This is a genomic window from Bradyrhizobium embrapense, assembly GCF_001189235.2.
In the GTDB taxonomy this organism is placed as follows: domain Bacteria; phylum Pseudomonadota; class Alphaproteobacteria; order Rhizobiales; family Xanthobacteraceae; genus Bradyrhizobium; species Bradyrhizobium embrapense.
This window is the reverse complement of the sequence record NZ_LFIP02000003.1, coordinates 959,609-983,330: the sequence shown is the minus strand read 5'-3', so window position 1 is coordinate 983,330 and position 23,722 is coordinate 959,609. Positions and strand designations below refer to the sequence as shown.

Annotated in this window: 26 protein-coding genes; 12 read left to right on the top strand and 14 right to left on the bottom strand. The window is 65.4% G+C overall.

Translation table 11 applies throughout. The features are described from left to right. Positions 1 to 246: 246 nt before the first annotated feature. The 4 genes from AKN83_RS18640 to AKN83_RS18625 all read left to right on the top strand — a co-directional run bounded on the left by AKN83_RS18640 (position 247) and on the right by AKN83_RS18625 (position 4,100). Positions 247 to 1,173 carry a flagellar biosynthetic protein FliO gene (locus AKN83_RS18640; RefSeq protein ID WP_063695423.1) on the top strand — a complete coding sequence of 309 codons (927 nt, stop codon included), beginning with the start codon at positions 247 to 249 and terminating at the stop codon, positions 1,171 to 1,173. Next, positions 1,170 to 1,922, top strand: a complete 753-nt coding sequence (fliP, locus tag AKN83_RS18635) for a flagellar type III secretion system pore protein FliP (RefSeq protein WP_050403467.1) — start codon at positions 1,170 to 1,172, stop codon at positions 1,920 to 1,922. Before AKN83_RS18640 ends, fliP begins: the two co-directional genes overlap by 4 nt. An 85-nt stretch (positions 1,923 to 2,007) precedes the next feature. Beyond that, a complete protein-coding gene (locus AKN83_RS18630; protein WP_050403468.1) occupies positions 2,008 to 2,895 on the top strand; it encodes a hypothetical protein in 888 nt (295 codons plus the stop codon). 53 nt (positions 2,896 to 2,948) lie between these two features. After that, positions 2,949 to 4,100, top strand: a complete 1,152-nt coding sequence (locus tag AKN83_RS18625; protein WP_050403469.1) for an aminotransferase class V-fold PLP-dependent enzyme — start codon at positions 2,949 to 2,951, stop codon at positions 4,098 to 4,100. On the opposite strand, the gene AKN83_RS18620 is transcribed toward AKN83_RS18625, so the two are convergent. The 5 genes from AKN83_RS18620 to AKN83_RS18600 form a co-directional block, all read right to left on the bottom strand. Beyond that, positions 4,097 to 5,338 carry a YbfB/YjiJ family MFS transporter gene (locus tag AKN83_RS18620; protein WP_244522014.1) on the bottom strand — a complete coding sequence of 414 codons (1,242 nt, stop codon included), beginning with the start codon at positions 5,336 to 5,338 and terminating at the stop codon, positions 4,097 to 4,099. The genes AKN83_RS18625 and AKN83_RS18620 overlap by 4 nt on opposite strands. Before the next feature lie 118 nt (positions 5,339 to 5,456). Further along, positions 5,457 to 5,705, bottom strand: coding sequence for a tautomerase family protein (locus AKN83_RS18615; protein WP_050403471.1), 249 nt, complete (start codon positions 5,703 to 5,705; stop codon positions 5,457 to 5,459). Between the two features lie 23 nt (positions 5,706 to 5,728). Then, complete coding sequence (locus tag AKN83_RS18610; RefSeq protein ID WP_050403472.1) at positions 5,729 to 6,439, bottom strand: SDR family NAD(P)-dependent oxidoreductase; 711 nt, start codon at positions 6,437 to 6,439, stop codon at positions 5,729 to 5,731. 88 nt (positions 6,440 to 6,527) lie between these two features. Then, positions 6,528 to 7,487: a LysR family transcriptional regulator gene (locus AKN83_RS18605; RefSeq protein ID WP_050403473.1), complete on the bottom strand. Its 960-nt coding sequence runs from the start codon at positions 7,485 to 7,487 to the stop codon at positions 6,528 to 6,530. 25 nt (positions 7,488 to 7,512) lie between these two features. Next, positions 7,513 to 7,749: a hypothetical protein gene (locus tag AKN83_RS18600; RefSeq protein WP_050403474.1), complete on the bottom strand. Its 237-nt coding sequence runs from the start codon at positions 7,747 to 7,749 to the stop codon at positions 7,513 to 7,515. 271 nt (positions 7,750 to 8,020) lie between these two features. Between AKN83_RS18600 and AKN83_RS18595 the strand changes: the two genes are divergently transcribed. Further along, complete coding sequence (locus tag AKN83_RS18595; protein ID WP_050403475.1) at positions 8,021 to 8,866, top strand: glyoxalase superfamily protein; 846 nt, start codon at positions 8,021 to 8,023, stop codon at positions 8,864 to 8,866. A 12-nt stretch (positions 8,867 to 8,878) separates the two neighbouring features. Here the strand turns inward: AKN83_RS18595 and AKN83_RS18590 are convergent, their stop codons facing one another. The 5 genes from AKN83_RS18590 to fliL form a co-directional block, all read right to left on the bottom strand. After that, a complete protein-coding gene (locus AKN83_RS18590; protein ID WP_050403476.1) occupies positions 8,879 to 12,673 on the bottom strand; it encodes a tetratricopeptide repeat protein in 3,795 nt (1,264 codons plus the stop codon). A 438-nt stretch (positions 12,674 to 13,111) separates the two neighbouring features. After that, positions 13,112 to 13,924 (bottom strand): MotE family protein, encoded by an 813-nt coding sequence (locus tag AKN83_RS18585; RefSeq protein ID WP_050403477.1) that lies wholly within the window; start codon positions 13,922 to 13,924, stop codon positions 13,112 to 13,114. Continuing rightward, positions 13,921 to 14,394, bottom strand: coding sequence for a DUF6468 domain-containing protein (locus AKN83_RS18580; RefSeq protein WP_050403478.1), 474 nt, complete (start codon positions 14,392 to 14,394; stop codon positions 13,921 to 13,923). The genes AKN83_RS18585 and AKN83_RS18580 overlap by 4 nt, the downstream gene beginning before the upstream one ends. Continuing rightward, positions 14,391 to 15,593, bottom strand: a complete 1,203-nt coding sequence (gene fliM / locus AKN83_RS18575; RefSeq protein ID WP_050403479.1) for a flagellar motor switch protein FliM — start codon at positions 15,591 to 15,593, stop codon at positions 14,391 to 14,393. The genes AKN83_RS18580 and fliM overlap by 4 nt, the downstream gene beginning before the upstream one ends. Positions 15,594 to 15,611: 18 nt before the next feature. Next, positions 15,612 to 16,100: a flagellar basal body-associated protein FliL gene (gene fliL / locus AKN83_RS18570; RefSeq protein ID WP_050403480.1), complete on the bottom strand. Its 489-nt coding sequence runs from the start codon at positions 16,098 to 16,100 to the stop codon at positions 15,612 to 15,614. 382 nt (positions 16,101 to 16,482) lie between these two features. Here fliL and flgF point away from each other — a divergent pair, with 382 nt between their 5' ends. The 7 genes from flgF to AKN83_RS18535 all read left to right on the top strand — a co-directional run bounded on the left by flgF (position 16,483) and on the right by AKN83_RS18535 (position 21,630). Further along, positions 16,483 to 17,247, top strand: a complete 765-nt coding sequence (gene flgF / locus AKN83_RS18565) for a flagellar basal-body rod protein FlgF (protein ID WP_050403481.1) — start codon at positions 16,483 to 16,485, stop codon at positions 17,245 to 17,247. 16 nt (positions 17,248 to 17,263) lie between these two features. After that, a complete protein-coding gene (flgG, locus tag AKN83_RS18560) occupies positions 17,264 to 18,052 on the top strand; it encodes a flagellar basal-body rod protein FlgG (RefSeq protein WP_050403482.1) in 789 nt (262 codons plus the stop codon). A gap of 2 nt (positions 18,053 to 18,054) precedes the next feature. Then, a complete protein-coding gene (flgA, locus tag AKN83_RS18555) occupies positions 18,055 to 19,110 on the top strand; it encodes a flagellar basal body P-ring formation chaperone FlgA (RefSeq protein ID WP_050403483.1) in 1,056 nt (351 codons plus the stop codon). Positions 19,111 to 19,115: 5 nt separating this feature from the next. Next, entirely contained in the window at positions 19,116 to 19,868 is a 753-nt protein-coding gene (gene flgH, locus AKN83_RS18550; RefSeq protein ID WP_050403484.1) for a flagellar basal body L-ring protein FlgH, read from the top strand. Between the two features lie 347 nt (positions 19,869 to 20,215). Next, positions 20,216 to 20,650, top strand: coding sequence for a hypothetical protein (locus AKN83_RS18545; protein ID WP_050403653.1), 435 nt, complete (start codon positions 20,216 to 20,218; stop codon positions 20,648 to 20,650). Between the two features lie 96 nt (positions 20,651 to 20,746). Next, positions 20,747 to 21,040, top strand: a complete 294-nt coding sequence (locus AKN83_RS18540) for a hypothetical protein (RefSeq protein ID WP_050403654.1) — start codon at positions 20,747 to 20,749, stop codon at positions 21,038 to 21,040. Between the two features lie 251 nt (positions 21,041 to 21,291). Beyond that, entirely contained in the window at positions 21,292 to 21,630 is a 339-nt protein-coding gene (locus AKN83_RS18535) for a hypothetical protein (protein ID WP_050403485.1), read from the top strand. A 305-nt stretch (positions 21,631 to 21,935) separates the two neighbouring features. Here the strand turns inward: AKN83_RS18535 and AKN83_RS18530 are convergent, their stop codons facing one another. The 4 genes from AKN83_RS18530 to AKN83_RS18515 are packed head-to-tail and all read right to left on the bottom strand — an operon-like array spanning position 21,936 to position 23,434. Further along, positions 21,936 to 22,358 (bottom strand): DUF1801 domain-containing protein, encoded by a 423-nt coding sequence (locus AKN83_RS18530; protein WP_050403486.1) that lies wholly within the window; start codon positions 22,356 to 22,358, stop codon positions 21,936 to 21,938. A 55-nt stretch (positions 22,359 to 22,413) separates the two neighbouring features. Then, on the bottom strand, positions 22,414 to 22,647 hold the full coding sequence (locus AKN83_RS18525; RefSeq protein WP_050403487.1) for a hypothetical protein: 234 nt from the start codon (positions 22,645 to 22,647) through the stop codon (positions 22,414 to 22,416). Between the two features lie 35 nt (positions 22,648 to 22,682). Continuing rightward, a complete protein-coding gene (locus AKN83_RS18520; protein ID WP_050403488.1) occupies positions 22,683 to 23,114 on the bottom strand; it encodes an SRPBCC family protein in 432 nt (143 codons plus the stop codon). After that, positions 23,111 to 23,434, bottom strand: a complete 324-nt coding sequence (locus AKN83_RS18515) for an ArsR/SmtB family transcription factor (protein WP_050403489.1) — start codon at positions 23,432 to 23,434, stop codon at positions 23,111 to 23,113. The genes AKN83_RS18520 and AKN83_RS18515 overlap by 4 nt, the downstream gene beginning before the upstream one ends. Positions 23,435 to 23,722: the final 288 nt, after the last annotated feature.

The window sequence follows — 23,722 nt, the reverse complement described above, 5'->3', positions numbered from 1 at the left end:
GTCGGCGAGCGCATTTTCGCCACGAATGCTGCGTTAACCAGCACGAACCAAGACAGCGTGGGGCGCTGAGAAGTCGTTTTGGGACAAGCGATTCTTGGTTTATTAATAGAACAGTCGGCTGCAAGCCGCTGGGAATTAAGAAATAAGGCGAATCTCGGGCGCGATTCGCTGCGCAAATCGCACCTATCAATCCGCGCTCGTTGATGGCGGAAGCTGAGGAAGGCCACGATGGCCGGGGACTCCAATATGCAGGTCATTACTTTCGTCTTGGCATTCGTCGTCGTGCTGGCGCTGATTGGCGTCACCGCATGGCTCGTCCGCCGCTTCGCCGGAAGCCGCCTCGGCGCCAACGCCAACCGCGGGCGCATGCCGCGCCTGGCGGTGATCGACGCAGCAGCCGTCGATGGCCGCCGCCGCCTGGTGCTGGTTCGCCGCGACAACATCGAGCATCTCTTGATGATCGGTGGCCCGACCGACATCGTCGTCGAGCCGAATATCGTGCGGGCGATGCCCGGACGCGATCAGATGTCGAGCCGCCCCGCGGTTGCGCCCGAGGCTGCGCTGCCGCGCGCTGCACCTCTGCCGGATGCCGCCTGGAACGAAAGCGAGGCCGCCCGGTCCGACAGTTTCGACCTTCCCGAGCCCGAGCTGCCGCCGCGTCAGGCGCGCCCCTCTTTCGCCGACGAGCTGCGCCGGCCCCCGCCGCCGATCGCCGAGCGTCGCAACGATCCGCTCGCGGGCTTGACGGCCGAGCGCAGCGAACCGCGGCCAGATCCGATGCCGCCGCGCCTGCCGCCGCGCTCCGAACCCGTGATTCCGCGTCCGCCGCGCGCTGCCGAGCCGCCGAAGGCGCCGCCGCGTGTGCCCGAGCGCGCCGTCATGCCGCCGCCTCCCGCTGCTCCGCCGGTCGCCACACAGGCGCCTCCGCCGGTGCCGCCGTCGTCCAACGCCGATGCCAATCTTGCCGAGATGGCGCAGCGGCTCGAGGCGGCCCTGCGCCGCCCAACCGGCGCCAACGAGACCGTCGCGCCGCCGGTTGCGCCCGAGGCACAGCCGGTTCGCGCGCCGCGTAGCGAGCCGCCCGCCCCGCCCGCCGGCGGACAGAAGAGCGGCTTCGAGAATCTCGAGGACGAGATGGCATCGCTGCTCGGCCGACCGAAGAATCCTTCGTGAGATCAGGGTCGGTCCCGCGTAGAGTTTTTTTCATCGCTGTCCTGATCGCCGCCGGATCCTTCGCCGATCCGGCGATGGCGCAGGACATCAGCATCAATCTCGGCGGCGGTAATGGCGGCGTGACCGAGCGCGCGATCCAGCTGATCGCGCTGCTCACGGTGCTGTCGATCGCGCCGTCGATCCTGGTCATGATGACCTCGTTCACGCGCATCGTGGTCGTGCTGTCGCTGCTCCGCACCGCGCTCGGCACCGCCACGGCGCCGCCGAACTCGGTGATGATCGCGCTTGCGATGTTCCTCACCGCCTTCGTGATGGGACCGGTGCTGCAGAAATCCTATGATGACGGCATCAAGCCGCTGGTCGCCAACCAGATCGGCGTCGAGGAAGCGCTGCAGCGCGCCTCTGTCCCCTTGCGCGGCTTCATGCAGAAGAACGTCCGCGAGAAGGATCTGAAGCTGTTCATGGATCTCTCCGGCGAGCCGCCGCCGGCAACACCGGAGGAGATGTCGCTGCGCATCCTGGTGCCGGCCTTCATGATCTCCGAGCTGAAGCGTGCCTTCGAGATCGGCTTCCTATTGTTCCTCCCGTTCCTGATCATCGACCTCGTGGTCGCCTCAGTCCTGATGTCGATGGGCATGATGATGCTGCCGCCGGTGGTGGTCTCGCTGCCGTTCAAGCTGATCTTCTTCGTGCTGGTCGACGGCTGGGCGCTGGTCGCCGGCAGCCTGGTGCAGAGTTACGGGGGGTAGCCCCGCGAAACATTCATGGCCTCATCGCTGGATCGGCCGTGCCGTTGCACTATCATACGCGGCACCGCATCCAGGGAGCCGCGCCGTGCAGCAGCCATTCGACCGCGCCGCAGAAGACCTCGGCAACGCCATCCATCTTGAGCACGTCAACGTGCAGGTGCCGGACCAGCGCCTCGCCACGCTGTTCTATGTCGCCGGCATCGGCTTGACCCGCGATCCCTATCTGATGGTCTCCGACAGCAACATGTGGGTGAATGCCGGCCGCAGCCAATTTCATCTGCCGAGCGGCCGACCGCAGGTGCTGCGCGGCCACACGGCAATCGTGATCGCCGGACGGCAGGCCCTGCTGCAGCGGCTTGCCGCGGTCGCGCCCAAGCTCGAGGGCACCGCGTTCAGCTATCGCGAGCACAACGACCACGTCGAGGCCATTTGCCCGTGGGGCAACCGGCTGCGCTGCTATGAGCCGGACGCCGGGCGGTTCGGACGTATCGCGCTCGGCATGCCCTATGTCGAGTTCGAGGTGCCGCGCGGCACCGCCGAGGCGATCAGCCGGTTCTATCCCGAGATCATGGGCATCCCGGCCAGCGTTGCGAACGGTGACGGTGTCGTCGCGCGCGCACAAGTCGGCAAGGACCAGTATCTGCAATTCCGCGAGACCGACCAGGCACAGGGCGAGTTCGACGGTCATCACGTCCAGATCTACATCACGGACTTCTCGGGCCCCTACAGGCGGCTGCGCCAGCGCAACCTGGTCTCGCGCGAGGACAATCAGTACCAGTACCGCTTCTGCGACATCGTCGATCCCAGAGATGGCCGGCATCTGTTCACCGTCGAGCACGAGGTGCGCAGCGCCACCCATCCGATGTATCTGCGGCCGCTGGTCAACCGCAATCCGGCGCAGACCAACCGCACCTTCGCCAACGGCTACGACCAGGCGCCATGGGCGATGGGACCGGACCAATATGACCGATGAGCGCACGTTCGTCCGCATCGCGACATCATCAGCAATCCCAGCCACGAGACGACATGCTTCCCTCCCAGCGCCATCTGTTCGATATTCCACGCGAGGTCTGCTACCTAAACTCGGCGTCCTACAGCCCGCTGCCGTTGAAGACGCTCGACGCCGGGCGCGCCGCAGTCGGACGCAAGGGCCAGCCCTGGACGATCGATGCCGGTTTTGCCGGCCGCCAGCATGAACGCGCCCGCAGCGCCGCGGCACGCCTGATCAATGCCGATCCCGATGACATCGCGCTGATCCCGGCGATCAGCTACGGCATCGCGACCGTGGCGAAGGCCCTGACCATTCCACGCGGCACCCGCGTCGTCGTGCTTGAGAACGATCACTCCTCGCCGGTGCTGGAATGGCATGCCCGGGCCGAGGCGCAGGGTTTTGTCGTCGACACCGTGCGCCAGCCCGCCGACGGCGACTGGACGTCGGCGGTGCTTGCAACGATCGAGCGGCCAGGCGCGCCGCCGGTCGGCCTCGCTTCGATCTCGTCGGTGCACTGGTCCGACGGCGGCCTCATCGACGTCGACAAGGTGCAGGCAACGCTGCGGCGGCATGGCTCGATGTTCGTGATCGACGCGACGCAAAGCGCCGGTGTCATCGCGATGGATGTGACAGAACTCGATCCCGACGCCGTGATCTTCCCGACCTACAAATGGCTGATCGGTCCCTACGGCCGCGCCTTCCTCTACGTGGCGAAACGTCACCAGAACGGGGTGCCGCTGGAGCAGACCTCCGCCGGCCGCCGCGACGTCAATTCCGAGAAGCCGGTCTATTTCGGCGATCTCGGCTATGTCGACAATGCCCGGCGCTATGACATGGGCGAGCGCGATCATTTCATCACCCTCGAAATGGCCTCGATCGGCATGGAGATGATGGCGGAATGGGGCGCCGCCGCCGTCAGCGCGCGGCTCGCGATGCTCAATGAGCGGATCGCCGACGGGGTCCGCGATCTCGGGCTCAATCTGCTGGCGCGGAGCCTGCGCGCGCCGCATATCCTGAGCCTCGGCATGACCGGCGGCATTCCGAAGGAGCTGATCGCACAGCTTGCCGCCGAGAACATCCACGTCGCGCTGCGGCTCGGCCGGATGCGGATATCGCCACACGTCTTCAACGACGAGGCCGATGTGGACCGCCTCGTCGCCGTCCTGACGAAAGCGCTGCGCGGCTAAGTCCGCTTGCGCCCCAGCACGACGACGCTGACCAATTCGATCGCGAGCGCTGCGGCAACGCCAGCCGCGCCGATCACGAACAGCAGCGCATAGTTGCCGCCGCTCTGCGCGAACAGCCAGGACAGGCCGTAGGCGCCGGCCGCCTGGAACAGCGCGAAGGCCGTGGTCGCCTGAGCCCAGGCCGAGCGCTGGCTTGCGGCGGAATGCGGGATCAGCTCGTGGATGCGGCCGATCACCAGCGGCACGATGCCGGGCGTGAAGCCGCCGACGATGAGGCTCGACACGATCAGCGCCGGGGGCGAATTCGTCACCGCGGGCAGCGCGACCGCCACCGCCTCGATCAGGAACGCCGCACGCAGCGCCGCAGCGAAGCCGGCGCGATCGGCGAGATGTCCGGATAGCAGTGGTCCGACAACGGCGCCGATACCGTACAGCACCCAGTAATAGGATCCTGCGGCGATCCCCTGCCCGAGGCCGCGAGCCACGAAATCAACCAGGAACACCATGTGCGGCACCAGCGCCAGCGCATTGAGCCCGTACTCCACGCACAGCGCGATCACCAGCGGCGAGCGCACACCGTGCGAGGCGACGTGGGGCTCGGCTGCGCCATACGCGACAGGCACCTCCGCCGGCCACGCCCTCCAGCTGATCAACGTCAGCACCGCCGACAGCACGCCAAGGCCGTACCAGGCCTGCTTGACGCCCTGCTGCAGCAACAACGGCACCAGCGTGCCTGACGCGGCGACACCGAGGCCAACGCCGGCGAAGATCACGCCGCCGACTAGACCGCGTTTGCTCGGCGCGACGTGGGGCAGGATCGCGGTCGCCGCCAGCACCATGATGACGCCGCCCGAAATGCCGGCAAGGAAGCGGAAGCCGAAGAACCAGATGAAGGAGATCGGCACCGCGCAGGCAAAGCAGGTGGCGGCAGCCAGCACCATCATGCCGCGCAGCGCCCACACCGAGCCGATGCGCGCGCCGAGATCGCGGGCGATCAGCGCGCCGGCGAGATAGCCGGCGAGATTGGCGGCGCCGAGATAGACCGCCTCCGCCGGCGTAAACCATTTTGCTGCGATCAGTGCCGGGATCAGCGGCGTGTAGGCAAAGCGCGCCAGCCCCAGTCCGACCAGCGAGGCGCACAATCCCGCCGTTGCGGACAGCCATAGCGGCCCGCCGGCGTCGCGGCGCGGCTCGGCGTGGTGGCGCCTGTTATGATCGACATCGGCTGACATAGACATGGCAATAGGCGCTCCGGCCGTTCGTGAAAAATGATTAGTTGCGATCGCAGCAATCGCTCGCAGCGATTTCGAGACCTCTCCCGATCGGCGAGGTCCCGGTTCGATTTGGCAGAAGCCGTCAGCGCGATGATGTCGCCGCGGCAGCTGCGAGCTTCCTGCGGTAGTCCAGCGCGGGCAGCCCGCCCCAGCCCCAATTATCGGGGTCGACTTCCTCGATGATGACGAAGGTCGACTCCGTCGGCTTGCCGAGCACATCGCGCAGCAACTCGCTGGCGCCCTTGATCAGCGCCGCCTTCTGCTCCGGCGTGGTGGACGACGCGCCCGGCGTCGTCCCCTCACGCGTGACCTGAATGGTGACGACAGGCATCACACGCTCCCGATTTTGCTCGACTAGTGCCCGGCGCTCTGGCCGCCATCGACATGCAGGATCTCGCCGGTGACGAAGCCCGCGCCCTCGAGGAACAGCACGGCGTCGACGATGTCCTTCATCTCACCCATGCGGCCGACCGGATGCAGCTTGGCGAGGAACTCATGAGTTTCGGGGGCGTGCATCGGCGTCTTGATCACGCCGGGCGCCACCGCGTTCACGCGGATGCCCTTGGCGGCATACTCGATCGCCAGCGACTTGGTCGCCGCATTCAGGCCACCCTTGGTCAGCGAGGCCAGCACCGATGGCACATTGCTGTTGGCGTGATCGACCAGGCTGGTCGTGATCTGCACGATGTGTCCAGAGCCCTGGTTCACCATCTCCTTGGCAACGCGACGGGTGATGTAGAAGAAGCCGTTGAGGTTGGTCGCCAGCACCGCCGCATAGTCCTGGTCGGTATGATCGGTGAACGGCTTGGCGACGAAGATGCCGGCATTGTTGATCAGCGTGTCGACCCGGCCGAAGCGCGCCAGCGCCTGCTTGACGATGCGGTCTGCGACCTCGGGATCACCGATATCACCTGGCACCGCCAGCACATCGGCATCGGTCGACGGCTTGATGCTGCGGGAATTGGCGACGACTCGATAATTGCGATCGCGATACCCCCGGACAAGCGCCTCGCCGATCCCCTGCGACGCACCGGTGATGACGGCAACCTTCTGCTCTGCACCCATGATCTCTCTCCATCTGTTGGTGAGGCGACAACAGCGCCGCCTCGATGGAGAGCAAGCTAGATACATCCGCTTTCCGTGCGAATGCCTGCTATTCGGCAGACACTCTTCCGCGGCGCGAACGACTGGCCCGGCTGGCCTCGTGCGACAGCCGCTCGAAATAGCGCTTCAGCCGCGGCGCCGCGAAATCGACAAAGGCGCGCACCTTCGGCACGTCGAAGCGCCCCTGCGGCGCCAGCAGATGCACCGGCAACGGCGGGTGTTCGTCACCGGGGAGCAGGATCTGCAACCGGCCGTCACGGATTTCTTCGGCGATATGATACGAGAACAGCCGGGTGACACCGTATCCTTCGCTGGCCGAAGAGACCGCCGCCCGCACCGTGTTGACGACCAGCCGCGGCTCGAACTGGACCGCGCGCGCAACCTTCGACCTGGCGGCCGGCGGAAAGCTCCAGGAGTCGAGCCCGAAATGCGTCATCGCGATGATCTGGTGCTTGGCGAGATCGGCGACCTCGCCGATCACGGGATGCCGGGCGAGATAGCCCGGCGATGCCGCGAGCACGCGGCGCACTTCGCCGAGCTTGATCGCGATGAAATTGGAATCGGCGAGCTGGGCGATGCGCAGGGCGACGTCGATCCCCTCGTCGATCAGGTTGACCGTGCGGTCGAGCATCACGAGCCGCACCGACACCGCCGGATATTCAGTCATGAAGGCGTCAAGCAGCGGGCGCAGCACGTCCTCGCCGACCACGACGGGTGCGGTGATGGTCAGCGTGCCGCGCGGCGCCGATCGCTCGCCGCCGGCCGAGATCTCGGCCTCCTCGAGTTCGCTGAGGATGCGTCGGCACGCCGCCGCGTAACGCTGGCCGGTATCGCTCAGCTTCAGCGACCGCGTGGTGCGGTGAAGCAACTCGGCGCCGACATGGTGCTCGAGGAACGCGATCGCCCGACTGACCGCCGCGGGCGAGCGCCGCAGCTTCCGCCCCGCGCCGGCAAGGCTGCCCTCGTCGACCGCCGCGACGAAGATCTTCATGGCGTCGATGCGGTCCATCGTTCTCCCCGGTTCGCAGCAGTGGCTAGCCGTTCACGTCATACTGCTTGCTGAGGTGGTCGCCGATTTGCACCAGCATCGCGACGCATTCGGGGTAGCCGGGTTTTGCCACGGTGGCCGCGTCGGCGCTGGCGCGGAATTCCCAGCTGTCGCCGTCGCGTAGCACGGAGATGTCGATGCCGTCGGGGCAATCGGCATGGACTTTCAACTCGGCGCGCGCCATCGCGATCAGTTCGGCTTCGGTCCTGATCGGCTTGCTCATGTGACGACGTCCTCTTGGTTGGCGACATCAGCCATGGTTGCCGATTTGGCGGCTGAATGTCGAGAGCACGCACCTGATCACGGGCTGTTGCAATTGACAAATTACGGGTCCCCGGCGAACATCGGACAGGGTTCGATACCACCCGCCGCTTGCACCCCGCCCGGGGACGGTGAACGTATCAAGCCAGGTTTCAGGCTTCCTTTGCCCGCACGAACGGGTCAGCAACGCAAGCCCCTGACGCTCACCGTTCGTCGATGCAAAGGTTGATCCCATGCGCGACTTCCGTAATGCCAAGACCATGGCGCAGACGCTGCGCGAAGCGCTCGCCGCCAAATCGATCCCCCTCACCCATAGCGACAGCCTGGAGCTGGTCGCCAGATTGTTCGGTCAGCGCGACTGGAACACGCTGGCGGCGCGGATACAGGCCGCCGGACCGCCGAGCACGCCAGCCCAGGCTACAGACTTCACCGCAGGATCACCGCCGACCACCGCGCGGCAGGAGATTGCGGTGGATCCAGCCGTGCTCGACAATTATGCCGGATTCTACAAGCTCAACGACCGCGCCGTGTTCACGGTCACACCCGACGGACATCAGCTGGTGATGCAACTGACCGGACAGCGCTCGGTGCGGTTCTTTGCGGAGAGCGTGACCGAATTCTTCGCCAGGATCGTCGACGCCCAAGTCAGCTTCGTCGTCGGACCGGACGGACAAGTCACCTCGCTGATCCTGCATCAGAACGGCACCGATATTGCGATGGCGCGTATCGATGCCGCAGCGGCACGGAAGATCGCCGATCAGACGGCGGAGCGCGTCAAGAACCAGTCGGCCAATCCCGGAACCGAGGCTGCGCTGCACCGGCTGATCGATGGGATCGCCTCGGGGAATCCCAACTACAACGAGATGAGCCCGGCGCTCGCGGCGGCGACCCGCAAGCAGATGACGTGGCTTCAGCCCCTCGCAGACCTCGGCACGATCCAGGCGATCCGCTTTCTCGGTGTCGGGGAGCAAGGCGAAGATGTCTATAGCGTCAGACAGGCCAACGGCGCCGCGCATTGGCGCATCGCGCTCGACGACAAGGGGATCATTTCGACCGCGTGGGTAACTCCCGGCCCGTAGCAGCCAGTGCCGCTACGGCGTCGCGCTGGCGCGGCGCTCGCCCTTGATGACCGGCAGCGTGCTGACCGGCGCGGCCTTTGGCCCGTCGGGCAGCGATCCGGTCGTGACCGGATCGAGCAGCGGCGCGCGGGCGGTGGCGTCGGGGAAGCGGGTCTTCATCTCGCGGATGAAGCCGTCGAGCGTGTCGACGCTGGCGGCCATCCGCGCGATCTGGGCGAATTCCGCGCTCGAGGTCGCGACCGGCTTGCTGGCCGCGTCGAACGCCAACTTGTCGGCATCGCCGGACATCAGCGGCGCGTATTTCTCGCGGAACCGGGACAGCCCGATGGCATCCTCGGCGAGCGCGTAGCCGACCACCGCGCGGATGACGTCGGCCTTCTCGCTCGGGTTGAGCGGGGTGAAGTCGCGCCAGCGGTCGCCGTAATAGAGCTCGATCTGCTCGGACGCCTCGCGCCAATGCCGCGACGCCCAATAGATGTCCGAGCGCAGCCGGATCGCCTCGCGCCCGGTGATGTTCGAGATGATGTCGAGCGCGAGGTCGTTCCGGCCGACATCGCTCTGCGCGCGCGCCTCGAGCAGCAGCCGCTGCTGGCGCAGTTCGCCGGAGAGGTCCGCAATCCGGGTCGAGCGCAGCGCGCCGATGGCGCGGTCGGGCTTGCGGTTCATCAGATAGACCATCGCAAGCCGCGCGGCGACCTGGGCGCGCGCCGCGCCTTCGAGCCGCTTGTCGACCTGGTATTGCAGGAGGTCGGCGGCCTGGTCGAGCAGATCGACGCCGACCAGACGGTCGGCGAGACGGCGGATCATTTCGTCGCCGCGGCGGCCGATCGGCGTCAGCTCGCGATAGTCGTAGAACGTGCCGAGCGCATCGATCGGCGCCATCTCGTCGCCCTTCGGGCCGAGATAGAGCTGCACGAACAACGCCGAGGCGGCATCCTGCGCCTGGCGCGATTCCGGCGCGTTCGGCTGCAGCCGGGTCGCCGCTCGAGTTACCGCGAAGGCATCGGCGTAGCGCGCGGTCTCGGCATAGATCTTCGACAGTACATACAGCGTCTTCAGCTCGATATTGTCGCCGCGCCACAGCATCGACAACAGCTCGAGCTCCTTCAACACGTCGTCGCGGCCGATCTCGCCACGCTTCTGCCGCAGCAGCGTCTCCAGCAGTCTGCCCTCGGCGGCGGCCTGACGGTCGGGCGAACCGGCGGCGAAGCGGTAGGCGTCGAGCGCGTCCTTCTCCTGGCCGAGCGCTTCGGCAAGCCGGCCGCGCAGCACGGCAACCGCGGGCTTGAGTTCGTCGGGAATGCCGACCACGTCGAGATCGCTCTTGCGCCGCGCAGCGCCGGCATAGTCCTTGACCTCGAGCGAGGCCTTCATCGAATCCATGGTGACGATGCGCTGCAGATCGGGCGGCAGCGTCGCGACCGCGAATTCGGCGTTCTTGAACTTTTCGCGCGCCTCGGGCCATTTGCCCTCGCGGGCAAAGGCCAGCCCCTTCCACAATTGGGAATCGTAACCGTTGCCGATTACGGGATTGGCCAGATCCTTGAGGCCCTGCGCCGGGTGCCCGATCAGGATGCTGGCAACCGCATGCACCATCACCACGGACGCCGACTCGCTGCCGCGCTTGCTCTCGGACAGGATCAGATTGGTGACACCGTGGGCTTCCTGGTACATGCCGCGCGCCATGTAGAAATCGGCGAGATCGAGCCGCGCCTGCGGCAGCTGCTCGGCATTGGCGGTCGAAGCCGCCGCAATCAGTCCGTCGAGCTGCTTGAGGAAATTCTCCGACTGGTTCTTGTGCCACTCGTCCGGATCGAACAGCGGCTTCACCGCCGCGGTCGCGCGCTCGGCCGTGACGCCTGCCGACGACAGCGTCAGGCCGCCTGGCCGGCCCAGCATCACCTTGTCGTCGCCGACCTCCGCCTTGACGTCATCGGCGTTCGGGTGAACCACGACGCCGTGAATCGATTCCAGCAATGAGAGCTCGACAAAATCCTGCCGCTTGATGATGCCGCGGGTCGGCGGCGGCGCGGTCACGACCCAGAGCGTATCGCCGGCGTCGGGATCGATCAGTCTGTGGAGCTGGCCGGGATTGGCGAGCGGCACGCTGACATTGGCGAGCGAGGGCTCGCTGATATTGCGCACCACGCTGAGCGGCAGCGGCGGCTTCTGCACCCGCTCGGCGAAGGTCAGCGTCCAGCTCACGCCGCGCGAGCGCTCGTCGCTCTCGAGTGAGGGCATCTGCGGCCGGTTGAGGCGGAAGCGCACCGCCTGCCCTTTCTCCAGCGCGATCCGGCTGACATCCGAGATCAGCGAGCCGGCCTTGGCGCGGATCGGATCGACGTCGATCGCCTCGGGCGTGTCGAACACCATCCATACCGTGTCGGCGCGACGGAACAGTGCCGCCGGCGTCGCGCCGGGGAATGAGAACGTCACCCGCAACCCGTCGCTGTCGCGCTGGGCTTCGATCGCAGAACTGGCAGCAGACTTGGCGCCGGCGCGGGCCTCGGCAGGCGGCGATGGCGCTGCCGCTGGCTTCGGCGCCTCCACGGCTGGCGCCGCCGCGGCAGCAGGCGCAGGCTTTGGCGCGTCGCTCTGTTCCGTCGCGGCGCCGCCCTCGCGCGGCGCGGCCGGTGCAGCGGCCTTCTCGACCTCGGCCGGCGGCGCAGCGGCGATCTTCGGCAGCTCCGGATTGGGCAGCTCTGATCTCGGCTGTTCCGGTTTGGCGGGCGCGGGCGCCGGTGGTTCGGTCGTTGCCTGTTCGGGCTTGACCGGTTCGGGCTTGGCCGGCTCCGCCTTGGGTTGCTCTGCCTTGGGTTGCTCGGACTTGATCTCGATCTTGGCCTGCTGCGCGATGCTCTCCGATGTCACCGGCGCGATTGCAGCCGCGCTCTTCGGTTTGCCGCGCGGCGTCGGCAACAACGAGCTTAGCGGGGGCTTCGCCGCCTGCTGCTGCTCGCTCTGCTGGAAGGCGACATCGACGATGTAGTTCTTCTCGTCGCGGAACGAATGCACGTCGACATCGCCAATCAGCGTCACGTCGACCGCCGAGGTATCGGTGTCGGCGCGCGAGCTGATCGATGCGACGTTCGGCGGAGCGGCGACCTTGGCATCGGCCAGGTCGAAGCTCAAAACCGAGTTGAAGGACAGCGTCAGCTTCTGCTCGTTCAGCACCGAAGAGACGCTGACCCCGTCGGGAACCTCGAACACGAAACGGACGAAGGTGGGCTGCACCAGTGCGCGAACCCGGATCGGCGGCTTCTTCCTGGCGGCATCGGCCGCGCGCTGGATGCGCAATAGACGCTCGGCGGCACGGGCGCGCTCCGCCAGTTCGCGGATCACGTCCTGCGGCAGCGACGGCGGCGGGCCGGTCCAGCCGTCGGGCAGGAAGTCGACGAAGATGCGCTCGCCGGCGGTCATGGTGTTGATGGTGACGCGGCGCGCCAGCGACAGGCGGATCGCCGAACCGTCCGGATCGCGGCGCGCGGCGCCGACATAATCGGGCACCGCATCCGACAGTTTCTCGACGGGGATATCGACCGGGCGCTTGAAGCGGATCACGATAATCGAGCCCGCGGTCGTGACCTCCGACTCGACCTCTTCCTTCGTCTTCAGCACCAGCCGGGCATAGCCGTTCGCGGCCGAGAATGTCGCCTCGCCCGGCACCGGCGACAGATCCTGGGCTCGCACGGTGGCTGGATCTGCGAGGGTGGTGAGGAAAAGGCCGGTTGCGAGCAGGCACAGACGCGCGGTCCGCGCCCAGGCGCGGCCTAGCGACCAAGTTTCAGCGGCAGCCGTTCGCGCCATCTCGAAACGTCTTCTCGGGACTTCAGCCATACCAGCGCGAAGCGCCCTCGCCCACGCGTCCCGATCTTGGATCGGGCGGCGTTAAGGAGCTGTTAACGTCAATGGATTGTTTCATGGGGGTTACCAAGCGGGTTTCGACGCCGGCTTCGCCCTTGCGCTAATCTGCCAGTCGAACGGGTTTGCGGTATGGTTAAAGAACTCTTGCCATCACATTGGAACGGTTCGCGGAAATCGGCTGGTTCGAGCTGCCGCTCAAGACGAAGGGATTCGACATCCAGAAGCATCTGAGCGCCCTTGAACAGCAAACCGCATCTATTGCGGCGGCGCTGGATGAGGACGATCCATCTTTCGTCGCGACGCTATCGCCGCCGCCGCGAAGGCGCGCCACTTGGCTCGCGGGCGCAAACCGACCGAAAGTTCTCGGGCTAACTCGCTCCGTCAATTCGTCTTCGGCGCGAGTATCTTGCCTTCGATCTTGGGCAGCTCGTCGGTCGGGGCCGACTTGTCGCCGCCGGCGCGGCGGGCAAGTTCGACCGTGAGCCGTTCGGCAGCCTCGGGCTGCATCAGGCCGAGGATGTCCGACATCTTGCGCGGCTGGATCTGCGAGGCAATCTGGTAGAGCACGGTCATCTCCAGCCGATCGAACACTTTTGCGGCGTCCTTCGGCTTCATGTTCTCGTACATGGTGACGATGCCCTTGAAACGGGCGGCGTCGGCTTCGGCCTTGGCCGCCGCGTCGGCGTTCGCCTTGGCATCATTGGCCTTGGCCTCCTCGACCTTGGCCTCGATGCGCTTCTCGGCCGCCTTCAAAAGGCTCTCACGGATCTCGACCTCGCGGGCGCGCGTCTCGAGCTCCTGGCGGCGCGACTGCAACCGCTCCAGGATCGCGCGCTCCGACGCCGACACCGGTGGCGGTGCATCCAGATTGACCACCACGCCGTCGGGCTTGGGCGCCTCCGCGGCGGGTGCGGCCGGCTTCGCTGCCTCGTCCTTCTTCGCGTCCTTGCCCTCGACCGATCCCGTGATGTCGCCGGGATCGGCCTTGATCTTGCTGTCGGCAACCGCCTTGGGGGCGCCGGGGAAGTTGAAGTTCTGCTGCGCCCAAGAGGGACCGGCCGGGCCAGCCGGCGGCGCGTCCTCGGCAAACACGTAACCGCCATCGAGCAGGAGGCCCGCGACCTTCAGCACCATCAGGCCGAAGATCGCGACCAGCACCACGGGCATCACTCTGATGTCACGAAGCAACTTCATGCAGCGAGGCCGCCGGCCCTCCTGCGCTCGGTGAAGGCTTCAGCCGCCGCGGCAACCGCGCGCGCGGCCGAAACCCTGGGCGCCTGCGCCACCGGCGCGGCGGGCGCAGCTGCTGGTGCCGGCGCCTGAGCGGGCTCCGGCGGCCGCGCGGCCAGCGCGATCTTGGACAGGCGGCGTACCACATGGTCGCCTTCCGCCAGCTGGTTCTTCAGCTGCGCCGACATCAGCGTCGCCGCATCGAGCTGGTTGCCGAGGTTTTCGTTGACGTCGCGCACCGCGTGCTTCAACCCGCCGATCGCCCGCTCGGCGATCTCGGTCGCGGTGATCAATTCGGCGATCGTCGCCTTCAGCGAATGCTCGTCCGCCTTCAGCCGCTGCAGGCGCTTGTTGAGCAGCCAGCAATAGCCGATCGTCAGCATCAGCAGCACGGCCACCAGACTCTCGATTATCAGTCCAAGCACATGACTCATGGTGCCTCCATCATCTTGGTCCGCTCGTCCGCCTTCTCGAACATCGCGAAGGTGGTTTGGGGTTTACGCAAATTCTTGGTGACGCGGATCGCGACGCGGTCGCCGACGCGGCCCATGCGGCCCTCCGTCAGGGTGACGTTGCCGCATCGGACCGAGACCAGCGCGTCGGAGCGGATATCCAGCGGCAGCGTGTCGCCGACCTTGAGCTTCATCAGCTCCTTCAGCGGGATATCGGCCTCGTACAGCACCGCATCGACCGCGATCTCGGCCTGCGCCACTTCAGTGGCGAAATGGCCTTCCCAGATCGGGTCGCGGCCGAACTTCTCGCCCATGAACATCTGCAACAGCACGTTGCGGATCGGTTCGATGGTGGCGTAGGGCAGCAGCAACTCGACATTGCCGCCGCGATCTTCCATGTCGATGCGCAGGCGCACCAGAATGGCGGCATTGGCCGGGCGGCTGATCGCGGCAAAGCGCGGGTTGGTCTCGAGCCGGTCGATCGTGAAGGTCACCGGCGACAGCGGCCGGAACGCCTGCTCGGCATCCGACAGCACCACCTCGACCAGCCGCTTGACCAGATTGGTCTCGATCGTGGTGTAGGGCCGGCCCTCGATCTTGAGCTGGGTCTGGCCGCGGCGGCCGCCGAGCAGCACGTCGATCATCGAATAGATCAGGTTGGAGTCGACCATGGCGAGGCCGAAATTCTCCCACTCCTCCGCCTTGAACACCGAAAGCACCGCCGGCAGCGGGATCGAGTTCATGTAGTCGCCGAAGCGCACCGACGTGATGCGGTCGAGCGAGACTTCGACGTTGTCGGAGGTGAAATTGCGCAAGCTCGTCGTCATCAACCGCACCAGGCGGTCGAACACGATTTCGAGCATCGGCAGACGCTCGTAGGACACCATCGCGGAATCGATGATGGCGCGGATGCCGGAATGATCGTCGAGGCTGACGTCGCCGACCGTGAAGCCGAGGAGATTGTCGATCTCCTCCTGCGACAGCACGCGCTCGCCATTGGTGTTCTTGCCGCCGAAGTCGCGACTGCCGTCCTCGACCATGGCGGCCCATTGCAGCGCCATGTTCTCGGTGAGCTCGTTCTTGGCAGCTTCCGCCGCGGCCGTCGCGGGATCCTCGGAATCGAGCGAGGCTTCCCATTGGGCCGCAATGGCGTCCTGGTCCATCTGGTCGTTGCCGGCCATGGCTTTACATCCGCCCCGTCACTGGATCACGACTTCCTTGAACAGCACCGCGTTCACCTGGTTGGGCGCCAGCGCGAGGTTGACGCGCTTGGTCAGCTCTTCCTTGAGGCGGAACAGGCCGGCCGAGCCGTTGAGATCGCTCGGACGCAGCTCGCGCATATAGGTCTGGAACAGGTCGGTGACGCGCGGCAGCGCCGGCTTGATCGCCTCGACCTGCTTTTCTTCCTTGATCTCGAGCACGAGCTTGAGCTTGAGATATTGCACCCGCTCGCCGGGCGCGCCGACCAGATTGACCAGCATGTCGGGCACGTCGACGAAGCTCGGCGGCTTCGGCGGCGGCGCTTCTGCGTGCTGCTCCTCGCCATGGCCGCGCATGAAGAAGAACCATCCGCCCGCGCCCGCGCCGAGCACGACGAGGAAGCCGACGACGGCAATGATCAGCTTGAGCTTGCCCTTCTTCGGAGCGGCCGCGCCCTCGCCGCTATCGGTCTTTTCCTCGTCCGCCATCGTCCGCTCGCTTCAACCAGAAGGATGCGAACGCGATTTGCCCCAGCTTTGGCTTGAAGACGCGATACAAAGGCCGCCGGCGCACACGCGCCCCAATGCCGGCAACACTGGGGTCATAATGGTTAACGGAAGATTAGGATTTACCTTCCACTAGGAAAAAACTGCCGGGCAAACATGGTCAACAAGACCTTTCTGCCGCCCCGTATAGCGCCCCACAAAACACCTAAGCCGTTTAAATATATCAGCATTTCAAGTTGGCACGGCTTTCGCTGAGAGGACGGCGTAACCGGCGGGTTTGGGAGAACCCAATGGTTACCGCCGGTCCGGCGTGAGGGTTTGGGAGAACCTTTCGCATCGGATCACCTCACAGGGGAGACCACCGATGCAGAATACGCTTCTGGTCGGACTATCGAAGCAGATGGTGCTGGAACGGCAGATGGATGTCGTTTCCAACAACATCGCGAACATGAACACCAACGGCTACAAGGCCGACCGGTCGCTGTTCCAGGAATACCTGTCCTCGAACGCGCATGAGGACAATTTCGCGTCCTCCGACCGCCGCGTCTCGTTCGTGCAGGACCGGGCGACCTTCCACGATTTCTCGCAGGGCCCGACCGAAGAAACCAAGAACCCGCTCGACGTCGCGATCGACGGCAATGCCTTCCTGGTGGTGCAGACGCCGGGCGGCGAGCGCTACACCCGCGAAGGCAATCTGCAGATCAACAATCGCGGCCAGCTCGTCACCGCCTCGGGCTATCAGGTGCTCGGCACCGCCGGCCCGATCACGTTCCAGCAGACCGATCACGACGTCAACATCGCTCCCGACGGCAACGTCAGCGTGCTCGAAGGCACGTCCCGACTCGACTCGATCCGCGGCAAGCTGCGCCTGGTCTCGTTCGCGCAGGCGCAGCGCCTGCTGAAGGAGGGATCCAATCTCTATGCGCTCGGCGAAGGGGCGGTGGCGCAGCCGGACACCAAGGCGCAGATCCGCCAGGGCTTCATCGAGAAGTCTAACGTCAATTCCGTCGTCGAGATGAGCCGCATGATCGAGATCACGCGGACCTACACCCAAATCGCCTCGCTGCTGCAGCAGCAGAGCGACCTGCACAAATCGGCGATCGAGAAGCTCGCCGACGTGCCGACCTGATCCGGGGGACTGACCGATGCGTGCACTCTATACTGCAGCGACCGGAATGGCGGCACAGGAACTCAGCGTTCAGGTGATCTCCAACAACATCGCGAACCTGCGTACCACCGGCTACAAGAAGCAGCGCGCCGCGTTCCAGGACCTGATCTACGACCATGTGCGCCGGGTCGGCGCCCAGGCCTCCGACCAGAACACCATCATGCCGATGGGCATCGATCTCGGCGGCGGCGTCAAGACCGTCGGCACCCCGCGCATGATGACCCAGGGCACGCTGTCGCCGACCGGCAACGATCTCGACATCGCGATCCGCGGCGAAGGCTTCTTCAAGATCCTGATGCCGGACGGCACCTTCACCTACACCCGCGACGGCTCGTTCCAGATGGACAACCAGGGCCGCATCGTCAACGCGCAGGGCAATCTGGTGCAGCCGACGATTACGATCCCGCAGAACGCCTCGGGTCTCACCATCAACGCGCAGGGCCAGGTCTCGGTGACGCTGCCCGGCCAGACCGCATCGACCAACATCGGCACGATCGGCCTGACCCGCTTCATCAACAAGGCCGGCTTGATGCCGATCGGCGACAATCTGTTCCAGGAAACGCCGGCCTCCGGCCAGCCGCAGGACGGCACCGCCAACACCGACGGTTACGGCGACATGCAGCAGAGCAATCTCGAACAGGCCAATGTCGAGGTGGTTTCCGAAATCTCCGACCTGATCGCAGCGCAGCGCGCCTACGAGATGAACTCGAAGGTGGTCTCTGCGGCCGACCAGATGATGCAGGCGACCTCCAACCTGTTCCGCTGAGGATGATGTCGATGATCGCCCGCTCACTCCTGATCGCAGCCGCGCTCCTTGCGGTGACAATGGTCCCGGCCGCAGCACAAGTCCGCGGCGAGACCATCGCTGCGCCGACGCTGCGCGCCAGCGTCACGGTCGCGGACGACATCGTGCGGGTCGGCGACCTCATCGACAACGCCGGGAGCGCCGGCAGCATCGCGATCTATCGCGCGCCCGATCTCGGCACCACGGGCACGCTGCCGGTCGCGCAGGTGCTCAACGTGCTGCGCAGCCACCAGGTGATCGGCGTCGACACCCGGGAGCTGAAGGAGATCACAGTCACGCGGCTCGCGCGCACCATCGACAGCAAGGAGATCGAGCAGCAGCTGTCACGCGCGCTGGAGGGCCGCCACGGGCTCGGCAGGGCCGGCAACATCGCGCTGACCTTCGACCGCGATCCCGGCGATATCAGGCTCGAGGCAACCAACACCGGCGCGATGCAGCCCGTCGCCGTGCGCTACGACCCGCGCTCGACGCGTTTCGACGTCACCTTCGAGGTCAGCAACGAAGCCGGCGCAGCGCCGTACAAGCTGCGCCTCACCGGCACCGCGATCGAGACCATCGAGGCCGCCGTGCTAACCCGCAACGTCGAACGCGGCGATGTGCTGAAAGCCTCCGACGTGGTTGTCGAGCGCCGTCCGAAAGCCGAAATCGGCAACGACGCGGCGGTGCGCGACAGCGCCGTCGGCATGCAGATGCGCCGCCAGATGCGCGCCGGCCAGGCGCTACGCACAGCCGATACGGCAAAACCCGATCTCGTCACCCGTGACCAGAACGTGACGCTGGTCTACCGCACCTCCGGTCTGTACCTCACGATCCGGGGCAAGGCGATGGACGCCGGCGCCGAGGGCGATGTCGTCAACGTGATGAATTTGCAATCCAAGCGCGCCGTCGCCGGCGTGGTCACCGGCCGCGGCGAGGTTTCGATCTCGGTCGCGTCCCCGCGCGCAGCGCCGGCCGCCGACGCCGCCTCTTCGACGTCCGCTCCCGTCAAGCTGAGTTCAGTCGCACCAAACGCCGAGTAAAGTTCATGTCCAAGTACCGCATCAACCGCCTGATCCTGACCGGTGCGCTGCTCGCACTCGGAACCATCGCCAGCGGTTGCTCGTCGATCGACCGTCTTTCCCAGATCGGTGAAAAGCCGAAGCTGACGGAGATCGAGAATCCGACCACGCAGCCCGGCTACAAGCCGGTGCAGATGCCGATGCCGAAGCCCGAGGTCGCCTCCTACAGCCCCAACTCGCTGTGGCGCAGCGGCTCGCGGGCCTTCTTCAAGGACCAGCGCGCCGCGCGCGTCGGCGACATCCTGACCATCACGGTGAACTTCACCGACAAGGCCGCGATCGCCAACGAAACCCAGCGCAGCCGCAGCAATTCCGAGGATTCCGGTGTCACCAACTTCCTGGGCTCGCAGACCATCACGCAGGCGAACAAGATCCTGCCCGGCAAGATCCTGACCGCCGAATCGACGGCATCAAGCGACGGCAAGGGTTCGGTGAACCGCCAGGAGGCACTGCAGACCAGTGTCGCCGCCGTCGTCACCCAGCTGCTGCCGAACGGCAATCTCGTGGTCGAGGGCAAGCAGGAGATCCGCGTCAACTACGAAATCCGCGAGCTGATCGTGGCCGGCATCGTGCGCCCGGAGGACATCCAGAGCGACAACACCATCGACTCATCGAAGATCGCCCAGGCGCGCATCGCCTATGGCGGCCGCGGCCAGATCACCGACGTGCAACAGCCGCGCTATGGCCAGCAGGTTCTCGACGTGCTCTTGCCCTTCTGACGACATGCCTGAGTAAGTCCTCTACGAGCTCCCACATCTCGTCGCGAACCTAGGCGCGGCGCGGTGTACCAACACGGCCCTCGCTAGCTCCCCTGGCGAGGGCCGTGGCGTGTTATGACCGGTCGAATGCATTGGAGAGTCGCGAACGAAGTTGACAGAGCCCGCTTTCGATTGCGTCGGAACGGAAAGGACTCTCGCGCGATCGTCGCGCACAGGTCCAGTACCGCTTCGCGCAAGTCGCACGATCGCCTTCTCGGTTCGTTAACCGTCGGGTGAAGGTTAAGTAGCAGTCCCGCCGCTTGCAACGTAGCTAGACGACAACGCAGGGTTTGCAGTTCGTGACGGTCATGCAAAGAGACGGTCAATATGCGGCGTGGTTTCGCACGCCGCGCGGCGAAGGCACCGGAATAGTCCATCTGGCAGACGGCAGGATCTCGGGCGGCGACGCCATGTTCACCTATGGTGGATCCTATCAGCTCGATGAGGACCGCTTCACGGCGGTGCTGACGACGCGCAGATATGCCGACGGCCCGTTCACCACCGTGTTCGGATGCGACGAGGTCGAGGCGCAGCTGACGGGCACCTTCAGCGGCAATCGCGCGGTGTGCTCGGGCACCGCCAAGCAGGCCCCCGGCGTGCTGTTCGAGGCCACGCTGTTTCTGCAGCAACAGGAGCAGGCGCCCGCCCCCGGCCCAAAAGCCGCGACAACGCGCGCGGATCTGACGCGGCTGCCGAAGCTTCCCGACCGCCGCACGGCCATCGTGACCAGGCGCTTCAGCTGATCGGTCCGCAATCCCGATGGCGTCTCCGCCCCTTCGGGCGTACCATCGCGCATGCGCGAAGCGCAGCCCGATCGATGCAGCCGGAAGGAGGAACGCATGTATGCCGCCATCCGTCACGCCAAGGCGAAGTCTGGTAGCGCCGAAGAACTCGCGCGCCGGATCAAGGAAGGCGCAATTCCGATCATCAGCGATGTCGAAGGCTTCATGGCCTATTACGTGGTCTATGCCGGCGACGACACCGTCACTGCCATCAGCGTCTTCAACAATTATTCAGGCGCCGAGGAAGCTAACCGCCGCGCACTGGCCTGGATCGATGAGAATCTCGGTCCATTGCTGATCGGGCAGGCCACCGCGGTTGCGGGTCCAGTGATCGTGCATACCAAGGCATAAGGGCCGCAACCGGGTTGCGGGTCCAGTGATCGTGCATACCAAGGCATAAGGGCCGCAACCGGGTTGCGGGTCCAGTGATCGTGCATAGCCAGGCGTGACAGCCGCTCTACCGGCAATGATCACCCGGCAGAACTTTCCCGCGGCAGGTCTGGCGCGCGCCGCGTCATCACGATCTCCTTGAAATCAATGCGGCCGCGCATGGCACGCCGTTTGCTTTGCGGTTGCAGCATTGCAACGGGGACCGCGCGCAGATGACGTCGATCTCGGCCTTTGGACCGGTCACAGCCAGCATGACGACCGGCACACTGAAGAAGCCGCTGACGGCCGACGCTAGTGGATCCACGCAAGCCGCCGGCGGCAGCCCATCCGACGACACCATCGAGCAGAAGTTTCTCAAATACGCGCAGATGAGCCCGATGGACCGCATGCGCGCGAACATCCTCAAGAGCATGGGTCTGTCGGAGCAGGACCTGAAGACCATGACGCCGGATCAGCGCGCCGCGGTCGAGCAGAAGATCAAGGAATTGATCGAACAGTCGTTTCAGAAGAACGCCGGCAAGGCCGGCCAGGCGGTCGACATCTCGGCATGAGACGCATTGCGACGCGCACTTGAGGTGCCTGCGTTCAGGGCATTCGGTCGAGGATGTCGGAAAACCTGGCCGCGTCCGGTTCCCGTGCGCGAAGGCCGGTTATTGACGATATCCATCCTGTCGCTCAGGACCACGAAAACCTTGCCGCCAAAGCCATATCGGGCGGCCGTTGCCCGAGCATGCCACGGCGATCGCCGGCGCTGGCCGTCAGCAGCCCGGAGATCGCTTCTGCATCCGGCGATGTGGCAAGCCTGGTCGTGATCATCACGGATGGACCCGATCAGCAGTCCGCATGTCGGCGCAGCTCATGCCTTCCTCTTCGCGGTGGCGCGAGCGCCCGCGGTCGCCTTCCTCGCAGATTTGCTGGATTTGGCCTGGTTGAGCTCGATCGCGGCGCGGATCAGCGCCCTCAGCGCGCGGTCATTGATCTTGTCGCCCTCGAACAGATCGATCGCGCGCCGCACATTGCCCTCGAAGCCGGTGTTGAACAGCTTGTCGGGGTCCGGAAGTTGCGCGCCATACATGAAGGTCAGCTTCACCTTGCCCTTGTGGGCGTTGCCGACCGCGATGATGCCGTCGCGCGACCACACCGGACTGCCCATCCACTTCCATTCCTCGATGATATCGGGATCGGCGGCGAGGATGCTCTTGCGCAGGCCGGCAAGCGCCTTGCCGCGCCAGTCGGTGAGATCCTCGATCATCCGGTCGATATGTTCCGATGCCGTCATTGCTGCCTCGCGGTCCCTGCCCGTCCCATGCAATCACACTTGTGATGCCCGGGCATCACACTTGTGAGCCCGAGGTCGATCCCCCCTGCATCCGCTGGGGCGCCACATAAGGCAGCGCGAACAGATACAGGCCGCTCAGCAGCATGAAGATCAGCGGGAACAGCGCCAGCAGGCCGATCCAGACGGCCTGCTGCTGCAGGACCATCGCGCCGATGTTGATGATGACGGCAACCGTGAAGGCGATCGAGAGCCAACGGTGAAACTGCCTGATCCAGTTGTTCCAGTTCAATGTAACCTCCTGTTGGATGGATGTTGAATAGACCGTCAGCCTTCCCGCACCAGCAGCAGATCGAGATTCTCCAGGAACTGCTTCCATCCGGCATGGGCGCCGCCATAGGCCTGCTTCTGATGCGGCTGGAAGCCGGACTGCTCGACGCGCAGATGGGTGCCCTTCGCCGTCGGCGTCAGCGTGAAGACCACCACGCTCTCGAGATTGTAAGCGGCATCTTCATGCGCGAAATTCCAGGTGTAGGACAGCATCTTGTGCGGCTCGACGGCCAGCACCTTGCAGTCCAGCACGCCGCCCCACTCGCCGCGCAGATTGAAGCTGTGCCCGACCTCGGGCTTGAAGTCGTTCTTCATCAGCCACTCCTCCATCAGATGCGGTTGCGTCAGCGCGCGCCAGAGCTTTTCCGGCGGATGGGGAAATTCGCGCTCCACGATTGCGGAGCGCGTCTCACGGGTGGTCTTGTTCATTGGTCCATCCTTTTGAGAAGATCTTCGAGGTGGTCGAACCGGTTCTGCCAGAAGCCCGCCATCTGGCTGGTCCAGTCGATCAACGGCGCCAGCGCGCCGAGCTGCGCGCTGTAGTGCGTCTGCCTTCCTTCATGGCGATCGCGCACCAGCCCGGCCTGCTTCAGCACACCGAGATGTTTTGACACCGCCGGCTGCGAGATCTTTGCCCGCGCCGTCAACGCACCGACGGTCTGCTCGCCCTCGCGGCACAGCCGCTCGAAGATCGCCCGGCGGGTCGGGTCTGCGAGGGTTCGAAACAGCACGTCGTGAGCGTCCGGCATTGGATCAATAGCCCGCTGGTTATGGATTAACGTATAACCGTACAGCTATGGGTTGGTCAAGCGCGAAGTTGAGAAGGCCGACCGACCTCAAATTTGTCCGTACTCGGCCGATCCGATGCAAGAGCCGCATCGATCGAATCATAGCTAACTGGTTATGTGATGGTTGCTGATTTGCTCGTCGAGGCGAAACGAGATGCAAAGCTCGGGCAAGTCATGTCGCGAGAATGCGGATGCGTGGCTCAGGCCGTTCAACGAACTCGGTGTCGTCCTGGCTTTTCGCCAAGACGA

Coding starts and splice junctions, on each gene's coding strand:
- AKN83_RS18640 (WP_063695423.1), top strand. CDS start 247: ATGCAGGTCATTACTTTCGTCTTGGCATTCGTCGTCGTGCTGGCGCTG.
- AKN83_RS18625 (WP_050403469.1), top strand. CDS start 2,949: ATGCTTCCCTCCCAGCGCCATCTGTTCGATATTCCACGCGAGGTCTGC.
- AKN83_RS18620 (WP_244522014.1), bottom strand. CDS start 5,338: ATGTCTATGTCAGCCGATGTCGATCATAACAGGCGCCACCACGCCGAG.
- AKN83_RS18615 (WP_050403471.1), bottom strand. CDS start 5,705: ATGCCTGTCGTCACCATTCAGGTCACGCGTGAGGGGACGACGCCGGGC.
- AKN83_RS18610 (WP_050403472.1), bottom strand. CDS start 6,439: ATGGGTGCAGAGCAGAAGGTTGCCGTCATCACCGGTGCGTCGCAGGGG.
- AKN83_RS18605 (WP_050403473.1), bottom strand. CDS start 7,487: ATGGACCGCATCGACGCCATGAAGATCTTCGTCGCGGCGGTCGACGAG.
- AKN83_RS18600 (WP_050403474.1), bottom strand. CDS start 7,749: ATGAGCAAGCCGATCAGGACCGAAGCCGAACTGATCGCGATGGCGCGC.
- AKN83_RS18595 (WP_050403475.1), top strand. CDS start 8,021: ATGCGCGACTTCCGTAATGCCAAGACCATGGCGCAGACGCTGCGCGAA.
- AKN83_RS18590 (WP_050403476.1), bottom strand. CDS start 12,673: ATGGCGCGAACGGCTGCCGCTGAAACTTGGTCGCTAGGCCGCGCCTGG.
- AKN83_RS18585 (WP_050403477.1), bottom strand. CDS start 13,924: ATGAAGTTGCTTCGTGACATCAGAGTGATGCCCGTGGTGCTGGTCGCG.
- AKN83_RS18580 (WP_050403478.1), bottom strand. CDS start 14,394: ATGAGTCATGTGCTTGGACTGATAATCGAGAGTCTGGTGGCCGTGCTG.
- fliM (WP_050403479.1), bottom strand. CDS start 15,593: ATGGCCGGCAACGACCAGATGGACCAGGACGCCATTGCGGCCCAATGG.
- fliL (WP_050403480.1), bottom strand. CDS start 16,100: ATGGCGGACGAGGAAAAGACCGATAGCGGCGAGGGCGCGGCCGCTCCG.
- flgF (WP_050403481.1), top strand. CDS start 16,483: ATGCAGAATACGCTTCTGGTCGGACTATCGAAGCAGATGGTGCTGGAA.
- flgG (WP_050403482.1), top strand. CDS start 17,264: ATGCGTGCACTCTATACTGCAGCGACCGGAATGGCGGCACAGGAACTC.
- flgA (WP_050403483.1), top strand. CDS start 18,055: ATGATGTCGATGATCGCCCGCTCACTCCTGATCGCAGCCGCGCTCCTT.
- flgH (WP_050403484.1), top strand. CDS start 19,116: ATGTCCAAGTACCGCATCAACCGCCTGATCCTGACCGGTGCGCTGCTC.
- AKN83_RS18545 (WP_050403653.1), top strand. CDS start 20,216: ATGCAAAGAGACGGTCAATATGCGGCGTGGTTTCGCACGCCGCGCGGC.
- AKN83_RS18540 (WP_050403654.1), top strand. CDS start 20,747: ATGTATGCCGCCATCCGTCACGCCAAGGCGAAGTCTGGTAGCGCCGAA.
- AKN83_RS18535 (WP_050403485.1), top strand. CDS start 21,292: ATGACGTCGATCTCGGCCTTTGGACCGGTCACAGCCAGCATGACGACC.
- AKN83_RS18530 (WP_050403486.1), bottom strand. CDS start 22,358: ATGACGGCATCGGAACATATCGACCGGATGATCGAGGATCTCACCGAC.
- AKN83_RS18520 (WP_050403488.1), bottom strand. CDS start 23,114: ATGAACAAGACCACCCGTGAGACGCGCTCCGCAATCGTGGAGCGCGAA.
- AKN83_RS18515 (WP_050403489.1), bottom strand. CDS start 23,434: ATGCCGGACGCTCACGACGTGCTGTTTCGAACCCTCGCAGACCCGACC.